This is a genomic window from Pseudomonas putida (assembly GCF_016406145.1).
Lineage (GTDB): Bacteria > Pseudomonadota > Gammaproteobacteria > Pseudomonadales > Pseudomonadaceae > Aquipseudomonas > Aquipseudomonas putida_E.
Window position 1 is genome coordinate 301161 of record NZ_CP066306.1, and the last position, 14635, is coordinate 315795.

Here is a 14635-nt window from a genome sequence, read left to right on the forward strand (position 1 = left end):
TCGATCCAGTGGAAGCGGGCTTGCTTGTTTCAGGGCCCGCATTGTCGACATGACCGCCCAACTGACCCTGATCAGTGTTTTTTCTGAACCCTGATCTACGCTAACAGTCGCATCCCACGAATCATTTGCGCGCAAGCCAGGAGCCTGCATGAGGGTGACGCGTTCACTGTTGGTTGTAGGCATGGGGCTGCTTGGCCTGCTCGCAGGCTGCAGCAAGGAAGAAGCTCCCGAGGTTTTGCCACGGGTCGGTGTATTGCAAGTTCAACCCACTGACTTCGCCGCCAGGGTCACCCTGACCGGTGATGTGCAGGCGCGTGTGCAGACCGATCTTTCGTTTCGTGTGGGTGGCAAGATCATCTCGCGCAGCGTTGACGTGGGCGATCATGTGAAGGCCAATCAGGTGCTGGCCCGGCTGGACCCCAAAGACCTGCAGAACAATGTCGATTCGGCCAAGGCCGAGGTGTTCGCCGCTCAGGCGCGTGTCACCCAGACCAGCGCCGCCTTTGTGCGCCAGCAAAAACTGTTGCCCAAGGGCTACACCAGCCAGAGCGAGTACGATTCCGCCGAAGCCGCGCTGCGCAGCAACCAGAGCGCGCTCAAGGCAGCCCAGGCGCAACTGGCCAATGCCCAGGAGCAACTGAGCTACACCGCATTGGTGTCGGAGGCTGACGGGGTGATCACCGAGCGCCAGGCCGAGGTCGGGCAAGTGGTCCAGGCGACCATGCCGATCTTCAGCCTTGCGCGCGATGGCGACCGCGATGCTGTGTTCAATGTCTACGAGTCCCTGCTGGTGGCGCCGCCGAGCGATGCCGGTGTGATGGTCAGCCTGCTCGACGACCCTAAGGTCCAGGCCCAAGGATTTGTTCGTGAAATCACCCCGACCGTATCGGCACAGAGCGGCACGGTGCAGGTCAAGGTGGCCCTGCGCAATGTGCCAGCGGCCATGCGCCTGGGTTCGCCTGTTACCGCCACGGCCAACGCGCAGGGGCGGCCGAGTATCGAGTTGCCCTGGTCGGCACTGACCAAGGCGTTGCATGAGCCTGCGGTGTGGGTGGTGGGCGAAGGCGACAAGGTTGAGTTGCGCAAAGTCCAGGTAACCCGCTATCTCACCGGTAAAGTGGTCATCGCCCAAGGCATAAAAGGCGGTGAGACAGTAGTCGTCAGCGGTGGCCAGTTGTTGCATCCAGGCATGCAGGTCGAGAAGATCGATGCCAAGGGCGGAGGCGCCGCGCCATGAATAAAGTACTGCTGATGTGTGCGGCATGCTTGCTGTTGATGGCCTGTGGCAGAGAGGAAGAACAACCCGAAGCTGTGCGACCGGTGCTATCAACCGTGGTCGAAGCCCAGGCGCAGTCGCAGCTTGGCCGCTTCGCCGGTACCATCCAGGCGCGCTATGAGAGCACGCTGGGTTTCCGGGTGGCCGGGCGCATTGCCCGGCGCTGGTTGGATGTGGGGGCTCAGGTCAAACCGGGTGACACGCTCGCCACCCTTGATCCCACCGACCAGCAGAACCAGTTGCGCGCTGCCGAGGGCGACCTGGCCAGGGTCCAGGCGCAATGGATCAACGCCCAGGCCAATGCCCGCCGGCAACAACAGTTGTATGACCGTGGCGTCGGCGCCCAGGCCCAGTTGGACATTGCCCAGACCGACCTGAAAACCACCGGCGCGAGCCTGGAGCAAGCGCGCTCGGCGGTCAGCCAAGCGCGTGACCAGCTCGATTACAGCACCTTGCGCAGCGACCATACAGCGGTGATCACGGCCTGGCAGGCAGAGGCCGGGCAGACGGTCACCGCCGGTCAGGCGGTGGTCACGCTGGCCCGGCCTGACATCAAGGAAGCCGTGATCGACCTCCCCATCAGCATCGCCGAACAGCTGACCAAGGACCTGACGTTCACGGTTGCCTCGCAATTGGACAACAGCATCAATACCACTGCCACGCTGCGTGAGCTGGAGCCCCAGGCTGATGCCGCCACGCGCACCCGGCGTGCCCGCTTGACCCTTGCCAGTACACCCGATGCCTTCCACCTGGGCACCGCGATCAGTGTCACACTGACCTCGGCAATCACCCCGCGCAGCGAATTGCCGCTGAGCGCGCTGCTTGAACGCGATGGCAAGACCCAGGTATGGGTCATCGACCCGCAGCAAAAAACCGTCGCTACCCGCGACGTTGCCCTGCTGGACCGCACCGGCGACAGTATCGTGCTGGCGTCTGGAGTGCAGCCTGGCGAGCGTGTGGTCACTGCCGGCGTCAACAGCCTCAAGCCTGGCCAGAAGGTCACCTTCGACGAGGATGCGCAATGAAAGGAAGCTTCAACCTGTCCGAATGGGCTTTGCGCCATCAGTCTTTCGTCTGGTACCTGATGTTCGTCGGCCTACTGATGGGGATTTTTTCCTACTTCAACCTTGGCCGCGAAGAAGACCCATCGTTCACCATCAAGACCATGGTGATCCAGACCCGCTGGCCTGGCGCGACCCAGGACGAAACCCTGTACCAGGTTACCGACCGCATCGAGAAAAAACTCGAGGAGCTGGACTCCCTCGACTACACCAAGAGCTACACCCGCCCGGGTGAGTCCACCGTCTACGTCTACCTGCGAGACACCACCAAAGCCGCCGACATCCCGCAAATCTGGTACCAGGTGCGCAAGAAGATCCAGGATATTCGCGGCGAGTTCCCACAGGGTATCCAGGGGCCAGGGTTCAACGACGAGTTCGGCGATGTGTTCGGCTCGATCTACGCGTTCACCGCAGATGGGCTGACCCTGCGCCAGCTGCGCGATTACGTGGAGCAGGCCCGCGCCGAGGTGCGCGAAGTCCCCAATATCGGCAAGATCGAGCTGGTCGGCACCCAGGACGAAGCGCTCTACCTGAAGTTCTCCACCCGCAAACTGGCCGCTCTGGGCATCGACCAACGCCAGGTCATGCAGGCCCTGCAGCAACAGAACGCGGTAACCCCGGCCGGGGTGATCGAAGCGGGTCCAGAGCGGATCTCGGTGCGCACCACCGGGCAATTCGCGTCAGAGAAAGACCTGCAGACTGTCAACCTGCGCATCAATGACCGTTTTTTCCGCCTGGCCGACATCGCCGATATCGAGCGCGGCTATGTCGATCCTCCGTCACCGATGTTCCGTTACAACGGCCAGACCGCGATTGGCCTGGCCATTGGCATGAAGGCCGGCGGCAACATCCAGGTGTTCGGCGCCGCACTCAAGAAGAAGATGGACAGCATCGTCAACGACCTGCCGGTTGGCGTGGGCGTTCACACCGTGTCCGATCAAGCGGTGGTGGTCAAAGAGGCGGTAGGGGGCTTCACCAGCGCACTGTTCGAGGCCGTGGTGATCGTGCTGGCAGTGAGTTTCGTCAGCCTTGGCGTGCGTGCAGGGCTGGTGGTGGCCTGCTCGATCCCGCTGGTGCTGGCCATGGTCTTCGTGTTCATGGAGTACAGCGGCATCACCATGCAGAGGATCTCACTCGGTGCGCTGATCATCGCGCTGGGCCTGCTGGTGGATGATGCGATGATCACTGTCGAGGTCATGGTCACACGCCTGGAAATGGGTGATAGCAAAGAGCAGGCGGCGACGTTCGCCTATACCTCGACCGCGTTCCCCATGCTTACCGGCACCCTGGTGACCGTGGCCGGCTTCGTGCCGATCGGCCTGAACGCCAGCTCCGCCGGTGAGTACACCTACACCCTGTTCGCGGTGATTGCCGTTGCGCTGATCGTGTCCTGGGTGGTTGCGGTATTCTTTGCGCCAGTGCTCGGTGTGCATATTCTCAAGAGCGACAAGCTCAAGGGCCATGAGGCGGAGCCCGGCCGCGTGGGGCGGGCGTTCGAAGGTGGTTTGCTGTGGTGCATGCGGCACCGCTGGCTGACCATCATCGGCACCATCCTGCTGTTCGCCCTGTCGCTGTTCAGCATGCGCTTTGTGCAAAACCAGTTTTTCCCGTCCTCGGACCGTCCGGAAATCCTCGTCGACCTCAACCTGCCGCAGAACGCCTCGATCGAGGAGACGCGCAAGGTGGTCGATCGCCTGGAGGCAAAGATCAAGGACGACCCCGACATGGTGCGTTGGAGCACCTACATCGGCCAGGGCGCTATCCGTTTCTACCTGCCGCTGGACCAGCAACTGCAGAATCCCTACTACGCCCAGCTGGTCATCGTCAGCAAAGGCTTCGAGGAGCGTGCAGGCATGATGGCGCGCCTGCAGAAGCTGCTGCACGAAGAGTTCGTCGGCATCGGCACCAATGTGCAGTCGCTGGAAATGGGCCCGCCGGTGGGGCGGCCGATCCAGTACCGGGTCAGCGGCAAGGACATCGACCAGGTGCGCAAGCATGCGATCGACCTGGCCACGATGCTCAATACCAATGAGCACATCGGCGAGATGATCTACGACTGGAACGAGCCGGGTAAGGTGCTGCGCATAGAAATCGCCCAGGACAAGGCGCGGCAGCTCGGGCTGTCGTCCGAGGATGTGGCCAATGTGATGAACAGCATCGTCAGCGGCGCGCCGGTCACCGAGGTCAACGACAACATCTACCTGGTGGACGTGATCGCCCGTGCCGTGGACAGTGAGAGGGGCTCACCAGACACTCTGCAGAACCTGCAGATCGTCACGCCCAGTGGCACCTCGATACCCTTGCTGGCATTCGCAACGGTGCGCTACGAGCTGGAGCAGCCGCTGGTATGGCGCCGCGACCGTAAACCTACCATCACCATCAAGGCGTCGGTCAACGGTGAGATCCAGCCTACCGACCTGGTCGCGCAGCTCAAGCCGAAGATCGACGAGTTCGCCAGCCAATTGCCAGTCGGTTATGAAGTGGCCACCGGCGGTACGGTGGAGGAAAGCAGCAAGGCGCAGGGCCCGATCGCCAAGGTCATTCCATTGATGCTGTTCCTGATGGCGACGTTCCTGATGATCCAGCTGCACAGCGTGCAGAAGCTGTTCCTGGTGGTCAGCGTGGCGCCGCTGGGGTTGATCGGCGTGGTCGTGGCACTGGTGCCGACGGGCACGCCCATGGGCTTTGTGGCGATTCTCGGGATTCTCGCGCTGGCCGGTATCATCATTCGTAACTCGGTCATCCTGGTGACCCAGATCGATGAGTTCGAAGCCCAGGGCTATTCACCCTGGGATGCGGTGATGGAAGCCACCAACCATCGCCGCCGGCCCATCCTGCTGACAGCGGCGGCGGCCAGCCTGGGCATGATCCCGATTGCCCGTGAGGTGTTCTGGGGGCCGATGGCCTACGCCATGATTGGCGGCATCATCAGCGCAACGCTGCTGACGCTACTGTTCCTGCCAGCGCTTTACGTGGCCTGGTACAAGATCCGCGAGCCAGAAAATAGCGAAAAACCTGCGGCGTGATCTTTGTGGGAGCTGGGCAAAACAGCTCCCACAAACGCTTCGAACCGTAATTTCAAAACGGTTATATAAAAATTCTTAAACAGTATTTTTAAGAATAACTGCGGCTGGCTACTATTGCTCTCAAGCCAGGCGCAAACCCCCTTCAAAAACTTCTGCCCGGCACCTCACTCACAGGAGAACGAGCATGAGTGCATCTGTGCGCAGCATCGACGGTCAGGACGAAGCCACCATTTTGCGTGAGATCCAGAGCGCCTTGCGCGATCTGCGTTTCGGTGCAGTGGAGATAACCGTGCACAACGCTCAGGTCGTGCAGATCGAGCGTAAAGAGAAGTTCCGCCTGCAACAGCCTGGCAACAAACCCGGCTGATCACGCACCACACACAAAATTAGAAAAATGCCAATCGGGAGCTTCACCATGTCCATCCGCCGTTATGCACTCGCCGCGTTGGCCAGTGCTGTTTTTGCCGGTTCCGCCATCGCCAAGGACTACGAACTGCTGAACGTGTCCTACGACCCGACCCGTGAGCTGTATCAGCAATACAATGCTGAATTCATCAAGCACTGGCAGCAGTCTCACCCGGACGACAAGGTGAAGATCCAGCAGTCCCATGGCGGCTCGGGCAAGCAGGGCCGCGCGGTGATCGACGGCTTGCGCGCCGACGTGGTGACCCTGGCCCTGGCAGGTGACATCGACGAGATCGCCAAGCTGGGCAAGACCTTGCCGGAGGACTGGCAGAAGCGCCTGCCGGACGCCAGCACCCCGTACACCTCGACCATCGTGTTTCTGGTGCGCAAGGGCAACCCGAAAGGCATCAAGGACTGGGGTGACCTGATCAAGAAGGACGTTTCGGTCATTACCCCCAACCCTAAAACTTCCGGCGGCGCTCGCTGGAACTTCCTCGCCGCTTGGGCCTACGGCCTGAAGCAAGGTGGCAGCGAAGCCGAAGCCAAGGAATACGTGCAGGAGCTGTTCAAGCACGTGCCGGTTCTGGATACCGGTGCCCGTGGCTCGACCATCACGTTCGTCAACAACGGCCAGGGTGATGTTCTGCTGGCCTGGGAAAACGAAGCTTTCCTGGCGCTAAAGGAAGACGGCGGTACCGACAAGTTCGAAATCGTCGTGCCTTCGCTGTCGATCCTGGCCGAACCGCCTGTGGCGGTGGTCGACAAGAACGCTCAGAAGAAGGGTAATGAACAGATCGCCGAGGAGTACCTCAAGCACCTGTACAGCCCCGCTGGCCAGAGAATCGCTGCCGAAAACTTTTACCGCCCACGTGACGCGAAGGTCGCTGCCGAGTTCGGCAAGCAATTCCCGAAACTGGATCTGGTAACCATCGACAAGGACTTCGGTGGCTGGAAGACAGCACAGCCCAAATTCTTCAATGATGGCGGGGTGTTCGACCAGATCTATCAGGCGCAGTAAACAGCCATGGAGAAGCGGGGCCGCCTTGCGGCCCTTTCGCGACACAAGGCCGCTCCTACAGGTAGAGCGTGGCCTTGCGTCGCGTAAGGGCTGCGCAGCATCCCCAGGATTCACAAGCCTGCACCCGCCTGGCACATCCGCCGGGCTTCGTGCGTTAAACCAGGGATCTTTATGTCACGTCGTATTTCCCCCGTCATACCCGGCTTCGGGCTGACACTGGGCTACACCTTGGTGTATCTCAGCCTGATCGTGCTGATACCGCTGGCCGCCATGTTCGTGCATGCCGCGCAGCTCACCTGGGATCAGTTCTGGAACATCATCAGTGCGCCGCGTGTGATCGCCGCGCTCAAGCTGAGTTTCGGCACCGCCCTGTTCGCCGCCATCATCAATGGTGTTATCGGTACCCTGCTGGCTTGGGTGCTGGTGCGCTATACCTTCCCTGGGCGCAAGATCATCGATGCGATGATCGACCTGCCGTTTGCGCTGCCTACCGCCGTTGCAGGCATCGCCCTGACGGCCTTGTACGCACCTGGGGGCTGGGTCGGTCAGTTCGCCACCGACCTGGGCTTCAAGATCGCCTACACCCCACTGGGCATCACCCTGGCGCTGACCTTCGTCACCCTGCCGTTCGTGGTGCGTACAGTGCAACCGGTGCTGGCGGACATCCCGCGGGAAGTCGAAGAGGCTGCTGCCTGCCTGGGCGCGAAACCACTGCAGGTGTTCCGGCACGTGCTTGCACCGGCCCTGCTGCCCGCCTGGCTCACAGGGTTTGCCCTGGCCTTTGCCCGTGGCGTGGGCGAGTACGGTTCGGTGATCTTCATTGCCGGCAATATGCCGATGAAGACCGAGATCCTGCCGCTGCTGATCATGGTCAAGCTCGACCAATACGACTACACCGGCGCGACTGCCATCGGCGTGTTGATGCTGGTGGTTTCCTTCATCCTGCTGCTGCTGATCAATCTGCTGCAGCGCCGCATCGAAACCCCTTGAAGGAGGCCGGTATGTCCAGTTCATCCCTGAGCGCTACCGCTGCCGCCAATGCCGCACGACGCGGCAGTGCCACGTCGCGGCGCATCCTGATCGGCCTTGGCTGGCTGGTGTTCGCACTGTTTCTGCTGCTGCCGCTGGTGATCGTGGTATCGCAGGCGTTGAAGAACGGTTTCGGTACCTTTTTCGAGGCGATCTTCGAGCCTGATGCCTTGTCGGCGCTGAAGCTGACGCTGCTCGCCGTCGTCATCTCGGTGCCGCTGAACCTGGTATTCGGCGTCAGCGCCGCCTGGTGCGTGAGCAAATACACCTTCCGTGGCAAGAGCATCCTGGTCACCCTGATCGACCTGCCATTCTCGGTATCGCCGGTGATCGCCGGCCTGGTCTACGTGTTGATGTTCGGCGCCCAAGGCTTGTTCGGGCCTTGGCTGCAGGACCACGATATCCAGATCGTCTTCGCTTTGCCGGGCATCGTGCTGGCGACCATCTTCGTCACCGTGCCCTTCGTTGCCCGTGAGCTGATCCCGCTGATGCAGGAGCAGGGTACCCAGGAAGAAGAGGCTGCGCGTCTGCTCGGTGCCAACGGCTGGCAGATGTTCTGGCACGTGACCCTGCCGAACATCAAGTGGGGCCTGATCTACGGCGTGGTGCTGTGTACCGCGCGGGCCATGGGCGAGTTCGGTGCGGTATCGGTGGTCTCGGGCCATATCCGTGGCGTCACCAATACTTTGCCGCTGCACGTGGAGATCCTCTACAACGAGTACAACCACGTCGCGGCCTTCAGCGTGGCCAGCCTGTTGCTGATCCTGGCGCTCTTCATCCTGCTGCTCAAGCAGTGGAGCGAGAACCGTATTAACCGCCTGCGCCATAGCGCAGCGGAGGAATAAGTCATGTCGATCGAAGTTCGTAACGTTAGCAAGCGCTTCAACAGCTTCCAGGCCCTGGACAACATCAACCTGGATATCCACAGCGGCGAGCTGGTGGCCCTGCTCGGCCCCTCTGGCTGTGGCAAGACCACCCTGCTGCGCATCATCGCCGGCCTGGAAACGCCGGATGACGGCAATATCGTGTTCCACGGCGAAGACGTATCCGGCCATGATGTACGTGATCGCAACGTTGGTTTCGTGTTCCAGCACTACGCGCTGTTCCGCCACATGAGCGTGTTCGACAACGTTGCCTTCGGCCTGCGCATGAAGCCCAAGGGCGAGCGCCCGAGCGAGAGCAAGATTGCCGAGAAGGTTCATGAGCTGCTGAACATGGTGCAGCTGGACTGGCTGGCGGACCGCTACCCTGAACAGCTTTCCGGTGGCCAGCGCCAGCGTATCGCCCTGGCCCGCGCTTTGGCGGTGGAGCCCAAGGTGCTGCTGCTCGATGAGCCGTTCGGTGCCCTCGATGCCAAGGTGCGCAAGGAATTGCGCCGCTGGCTGGCGCGTTTGCACGAGGATATCAATCTGACTTCGGTGTTCGTTACCCACGACCAGGAAGAGGCCATGGAAGTGGCCGATCGCATCGTGGTGATGAACAAGGGGGTGATCGAGCAGATCGGCTCCCCAGGGGAAGTATATGAGAAGCCGGCCAACGACTTCGTCTACCACTTCCTCGGCGACTCCAACCGGCTGGCGTTGAGCGAGGGTCATCATGTGCTGTTCCGCCCGCACGAGGTGTCGCTGTCGCGCCATGAAACAGAAGGGCACCATGCCGCCGAAGTCCGTGATATCCGCCCATTGGGCGCGACTACCCGGGTGACCTTGAAGGTGGAAGGGCAGAGCGAGCTGATCGAGGCGGAGGTGGTCAAGGATCACGACAGCCTGACCGGCCTGGCGCGAGGTGAGACGCTGTTCTTCAGGCCAAAGGTCTGGCAAAAGGTGGCGGATATCTGATTCGCTTCAGAGGATGAACAACCCGGGCTTGGTCCCGGGTTTTTTTTGTCCTGGGGATTATGGGTGCTGTGCTGCAGCCCTGGTGCAAATTCGATGTCTTTTAGGAATGTTTACCATGCAAGGATTGCATCACATGTGTAGTGCTAGCGCGCAGGCCCCGTATTACGCGGGTTTCAAGATTTAGGCAAAAGATCATATATGAAAAAGATCTAATTTTAGCTTTAAACATTACTTTAAGAGATAAGTCTCCTGCCCTGATGATTCAGCCACACACCTGAATCAAGAACCCCAGGAGTTTGATCAATGGGTAATGTCCATTCGGCCGTCAGGGCCTACGACCAGCCACGGCACCCTGCACCGGGTGACCTGGTCGAGCTTGGACGGACGCTTCGCTTGCCGTTGGGCCAGCTCCGCCTGCAACGTACCCCGGCCAGCGGCCTCAAGCGCCGCGACAAGCTGGCGCTGGCTTTGCTGGTGCTGGCTGTGCACGGTGCTGCCGCCTTTTGGGTGAGCCGGGCCCCGACGCGGGAGTTGCCCGTAGTACCGCCACAAATTCCTCCCATGACCATCGAGTTTGCCGCCCCGGCACCTCCGGTAGTCGAGCCGCCACCGCCGGCCCCGGCACCGCCGGTTGTCGAGCCGCCTCCACCTGTAGTTGACGAATTGGCCGCCAAACCCAAGCCCAAGCCAAAACCCGCTCCTAAGCCGCTGGCCAAGCAACCGCCCAAACCACAGCCCAAGCCTGTGGAGGCACCACCGCCTGCCCCCACACCGGTCGCCGCTCCTTCAACGCCTGCGCCACCCGCGCCGGCCCCGGTAACGCCGCCCTCGGCCAACGCTGCGTACCTGAAGAACCCGGCGCCGGAGTACCCGCAGATGGCTCAGCGCCGCGGCTGGGAAGGCACCGTATTGCTACGGGTGGAGGTTTTGGCCAGCGGCAAACCCGGGCATATCCAAGTCCAGAAAAGCAGTGGTCGCGATGCCCTCGACGCTGCCGCCCTGGCTGCGGTCAAGCGCTGGAGTTTCGTCCCCGCCAAGCAGGGCGACGTGGCGCAGGCCGGCTGGGTCAGCGTGCCGATCGATTTCAAGCTTCGTTAACTTTTTCGCAGAACAAAGGAAGACACCCTCATGAGCCTGCTGGCATCCCCCCTCGAATCCGTTGAAAGTGCAGTCATCTGGCTGCTGGTCGGTTTTTCCGTCGTCACCTGGGGCCTTGCCCTGGCCAAGATCGTGCAATTCGTGCGGCTGAAAAACCAGGACAAGCGCTTCCACACGCAGTTCTGGGCCGCCTCAAGCCTCGACGCGGCGGCCCAGGTCAGCCACGAACTGCCTGGCCCGGCCGCCCGCGTCGCCCAGTCCGGCTATGCCGCCATTGCCGTCGGCGAGGCACAGACCAATGACCTGAGCCATGCGATCAATCACCAGGACCGCCTCGAACGCGCCCTGCACCAGCAGATAGTGCGGGAGCGGCGCTCGCTTGAAACCGGCCTGGCGGTGGTGGCCAGTATCGGCAGCACTTCGCCCTTCATCGGCCTGTTCGGTACCGTATGGGGCATCATGGAAGCACTCAAAGGCATCAGCGCGGCGGGTTCGGCCAGCCTGGAAACCGTGGCCGGCCCTATTGGCGCTGCACTCGTAGCTACCGGTGTGGGTATCGCCGTCGCGGTGCCGGCGGTGCTGGTCTACAACTACTTCCTTCGTCGCCTCAAGTTGACTGCCGCTGAGCTGGATGACTTTGCCCACGACTTCTACAGCCTGGCGCAGAAGAGTGCCTTCCGCGTGCTGGTGCATCCTGGCGTGCAGAAGGTGCAGGCCGGCTTTACCCAGCCTGTGAAGGAGGCGTCCTGATATGGCCTTTTCGACGCAGGACAGCGACGAAGTTCTAAGTGAAATCAACGTTACGCCCCTGGTGGACGTCATGCTGGTGCTGCTGGTGGTATTCATCGTCACCGCGCCGCTGCTGACCAACGCCATCCCCATCAACCTGCCCAAGACCGAGTCCGTGGCCCCGGTTGAGCAGAAGGACCCATTGGTGGTGAGCATCGATGGCGCCGGCAAGCTGTTCATCAACAAGGACGAGATACAGCCGGACCTGCTGGAGACCAACCTCAAGGCCGCCAGGGACAAGGACGCGAACGTTCGTGTGCAACTGCAGGCCGACGACGGCGTCAACTACGGCGAGGTGGCCCGTGCCATGGCCGCCATCGAACGTGCGGGGATCACCAAGCTGGCGGTGATAACCGCACGCTGATACCTGTAAAACCTCATCAGGCAAGTGACTTTCGCGAGTGCGTTGGGGCCATATCTCTTGGCAGGGGTTGGCCCTTTTTTTTGTCCGGGCATTTCGCGTCACTACAGGGTCCGCGCCTGGGAAAATCTTTTTTGGTTATTAATAAATATCTTCTTATTCCTTTACGGATATAACTCCCTCCCTATACTTGTCTCCAAGCACGCAAACTTACTGGAGGCGTCCCCATGCGCAATGAGTCTATTCGTTACCTGATTGTGTCGGGCTGGCAAGGATCGCCAGACAACCATTGGCAAAGTCACTGGCAGCGTACCCTGCCCAACAGTGCACGGGTCGAGCAGCACGACTGGCTCACCCCGCAACGTGAGGACTGGGTGCAGGCGCTGGAGCAGGCGGTTGCCGCTGAATGTGCGCCGGTGATCCTGATTGCCCACAGCCTTGGCTGCATCACTGTCGCCCATTGGGCCGCGCAGGCCAGCCCGGCCTTGCTGCGCAGGGTGCGTGGTGCACTGCTGGTGGCGCCGGCAGACGTCGAGCGCCCCACCTGCGCGCCAGCCCTGCGTAACTTTGCGCCGATCCCTACCGAAGCGCTGCCGTTTCCCAGCCAGGTAGTCAGCTCGGACAACGACCCGGCCGTGAGCGTGCCACGGGCGCTGTACCTGGCCCAGGCATGGGGCGCCGAAGCGGGGTTGCTGAGCAATGCCGGGCACATCAACGTCAAGTCCGGCCATGAGCGCTGGGAACAAGGCTTCGCCTACTTGTATCGCTTGCAGAGCCGGGTCGAGCAGCGCGCACTGCGTCGCGCCTGACAGCCCTCACTGCTTACCGTTTACCTGACGCCCGGCCTATGCAGGCCTGGGGCGGGAGTTCGTCATGACGCTTCAACACCCGTTTGGCCAGCCACTGCTGACCTTCCCCGAGCTGGACAAAAGCCCGCTGAGCATCCGTGCCAAGGCCTTGGTGTTCATCGACCCGCGTTCACAGCAGTTACGCGAAGACCTTGAGCGTCTGGCACCGCAACCCTTGCCGGTGCTGATCCGTGGCGAAACCGGCACGGGCAAGGAACTGCTGGCCCGGCAGATCCATCGTGCCAGCGACCGTGGAGGGCTATTCGTGTCGGTCAACTGTGCGGCTATCAGCCCCACTTACGCCGATGCCGAGCTGTTCGGCTATAGCGCTGGCAGCCATGGCGGTACGGCCAGCAGCCGCGCCGGCTGGTTCGGTTCGGCCAACGGCGGCACGCTGTACCTGGACGAGATTGCCGACTTGCCGCTGGCTATCCAGGGTAAGCTGCTGGCGGCCCTGGAAAACCGCGAGGTCACCCGGGTGGGCGCGCAGCAGCCACAGCCGGTGGACGTGCGCCTGGTGGCTGCGACCAGTATTGACCTGGCCCGGGTGGTTAAAGCTGGCAGGTTCAATGAACGCTTGTACCAGTACTTGCACGAAGGTGCGCTGGAGCTGCCTCCGTTGCGTGAGCGCTGCGGCGATATCCTGCCGTTGGCTGAGTATTTCGTGGGCATCTACTGCGCACGCCTGCAGCGCCCTGTGCCGTTGATCAGCGAAGCGGCCCAGCAGGTGCTCGAAGCCCACACGTGGCCCGGCAATACCCGCGAACTGGAGAACATCATCCACTTCGCCCTGCTGGTGAATGACAGTGAAGAGATCCAGCCAGAGGACCTCGACCTGCCGAATACCCCGCGCTAGACGTTGCTCATAAACAAAGTGGGTAATGGCAATTTGCTTTTGGAATAAGCAGCTAATTAAAAGGTATTGTTGCGGAATAAAAAATCTCGGTATCTTCCGCCTCACGCCCGCTGATGAAACGGTTGGGCACCTGACTTCGCCATCACAGATGGCCCAGAAACAAAACAAGGACCACCATGAAGAAGACCCTGCTGACCACTGCCCTGGCCGCTGCCCTGTCGTTCTCCGGCCTGGCTGCCGCCGCCGAGAAACTGGTGGTCGCCGCTACCCCGGTGCCGCACGCCGAAATTCTGGAGCTGATCAAGCCGACCTTGGCCAAGGAAGGCGTGGACCTGCAGATCAAGGTCTTCACTGACTACGTACAGCCCAACGTACAGGTAGATCAGAAGCGCCTGGACGCCAACTACTTCCAGACGCTGCCTTACCTGAAGAGCTTCAACGAAGGTAAAGGCACCCATTTGGAAACCGTGATCGGCGTGCACGTCGAACCGTTCGGTGGCTACTCGAAGAAGATCAAGAACCTGTCCGAACTGAAGGACGGCGCCACCGTTGCCATTCCTAACGAAGGCAGCAACAGTGGCCGCGCCCTGATCTTGCTGCAGAAGGCTGGCCTGATCACCCTGAAAGATCCAAAAAACGCCCTGGCCACTCCGAAAGACATTGCCGAGAACCCGAAGAACCTGAAGTTCAAGGAGCTTGAGTCGGCCATGCTGGCGCGTGTGCTGGATCAGGTCGACCTGGACATGATCAACACCAACTACGCGCTGGAAGCTGGCCTGAACCCGGCCAAGGATGCGTTGGTGATCGAGGGTAGCGACTCGCCTTACGTGAACTTCCTGGTGGCCCGCCCGGACAACAAGAACAGCGAGGCTATCCAGAAGCTGGCCAAGGCCCTGACCAGCCCTGAGGTCAAGGAATTCATCGCCAAAAAGTACAGCGGTGCGGTGCTGCCGGCGTTCTGATTCGCCTGCTTAGCCCTTGCATGAAAAACGCCGGCGCATTCGCGTCGGCGTTTTTTTTGGGGGGGCAC

Annotated in this window: 14 protein-coding genes; all 14 read left to right on the forward strand. The window is 61.2% G+C overall.

Annotated features, from left to right (window positions below):
• The first annotated feature begins 148 nt into the window (after positions 1 to 148).
• The 14 genes from JET17_RS01440 to JET17_RS01505 all read left to right on the forward strand — a co-directional run bounded on the left by JET17_RS01440 (position 149) and on the right by JET17_RS01505 (position 14567).
• Complete coding sequence (locus JET17_RS01440; protein ID WP_012312234.1) at positions 149 to 1237, forward strand: efflux RND transporter periplasmic adaptor subunit; 1089 nt, start codon at positions 149 to 151, stop codon at positions 1235 to 1237.
• On the forward strand, positions 1234 to 2301 hold the full coding sequence (locus JET17_RS01445; protein WP_012312235.1) for an efflux RND transporter periplasmic adaptor subunit: 1068 nt from the start codon (positions 1234 to 1236) through the stop codon (positions 2299 to 2301). Before JET17_RS01440 ends, JET17_RS01445 begins: the two co-directional genes overlap by 4 nt.
• Positions 2298 to 5363: an efflux RND transporter permease subunit gene (locus JET17_RS01450; protein ID WP_012312236.1), complete on the forward strand. Its 3066-nt coding sequence runs from the start codon at positions 2298 to 2300 to the stop codon at positions 5361 to 5363. The genes JET17_RS01445 and JET17_RS01450 overlap by 4 nt, the downstream gene beginning before the upstream one ends.
• A 184-nt stretch (positions 5364 to 5547) precedes the next feature.
• A complete protein-coding gene (gene oscA, locus JET17_RS01455) occupies positions 5548 to 5730 on the forward strand; it encodes a sulfur starvation response protein OscA (protein ID WP_012312237.1) in 183 nt (60 codons plus the stop codon).
• A 48-nt stretch (positions 5731 to 5778) separates the two neighbouring features.
• Complete coding sequence (locus JET17_RS01460) at positions 5779 to 6786, forward strand: sulfate ABC transporter substrate-binding protein (protein ID WP_012312238.1); 1008 nt, start codon at positions 5779 to 5781, stop codon at positions 6784 to 6786.
• Between the two features lie 171 nt (positions 6787 to 6957).
• Positions 6958 to 7776: a sulfate ABC transporter permease subunit CysT gene (gene cysT / locus JET17_RS01465; protein WP_012312239.1), complete on the forward strand. Its 819-nt coding sequence runs from the start codon at positions 6958 to 6960 to the stop codon at positions 7774 to 7776.
• Positions 7777 to 7787: 11 nt separating this feature from the next.
• Positions 7788 to 8660, forward strand: coding sequence for a sulfate ABC transporter permease subunit CysW (gene cysW, locus JET17_RS01470; protein ID WP_012312240.1), 873 nt, complete (start codon positions 7788 to 7790; stop codon positions 8658 to 8660).
• Between the two features lie 3 nt (positions 8661 to 8663).
• On the forward strand, positions 8664 to 9653 hold the full coding sequence (locus JET17_RS01475) for a sulfate/molybdate ABC transporter ATP-binding protein (protein WP_012312241.1): 990 nt from the start codon (positions 8664 to 8666) through the stop codon (positions 9651 to 9653).
• 303 nt (positions 9654 to 9956) lie between these two features.
• A complete protein-coding gene (locus JET17_RS01480) occupies positions 9957 to 10751 on the forward strand; it encodes an energy transducer TonB (RefSeq protein WP_012312242.1) in 795 nt (264 codons plus the stop codon).
• A 30-nt stretch (positions 10752 to 10781) separates the two neighbouring features.
• Entirely contained in the window at positions 10782 to 11501 is a 720-nt protein-coding gene (locus tag JET17_RS01485; RefSeq protein WP_012312243.1) for a MotA/TolQ/ExbB proton channel family protein, read from the forward strand.
• Between the two features lies 1 nt (position 11502).
• A complete protein-coding gene (locus JET17_RS01490; protein WP_012312244.1) occupies positions 11503 to 11904 on the forward strand; it encodes an ExbD/TolR family protein in 402 nt (133 codons plus the stop codon).
• A 224-nt stretch (positions 11905 to 12128) separates the two neighbouring features.
• The gene (locus JET17_RS01495; protein ID WP_012312245.1) at positions 12129 to 12710 is read left to right on the forward strand and encodes an alpha/beta hydrolase; all 582 of its coding nucleotides are present in this window, start codon (positions 12129 to 12131) and stop codon (positions 12708 to 12710) included.
• Positions 12711 to 12774: 64 nt separating this feature from the next.
• A complete protein-coding gene (locus JET17_RS01500) occupies positions 12775 to 13605 on the forward strand; it encodes a sigma 54-interacting transcriptional regulator (RefSeq protein ID WP_012312246.1) in 831 nt (276 codons plus the stop codon).
• Between the two features lie 176 nt (positions 13606 to 13781).
• A complete protein-coding gene (locus JET17_RS01505) occupies positions 13782 to 14567 on the forward strand; it encodes a MetQ/NlpA family ABC transporter substrate-binding protein (protein ID WP_012312247.1) in 786 nt (261 codons plus the stop codon).
• Positions 14568 to 14635 lie beyond the last annotated feature (68 nt).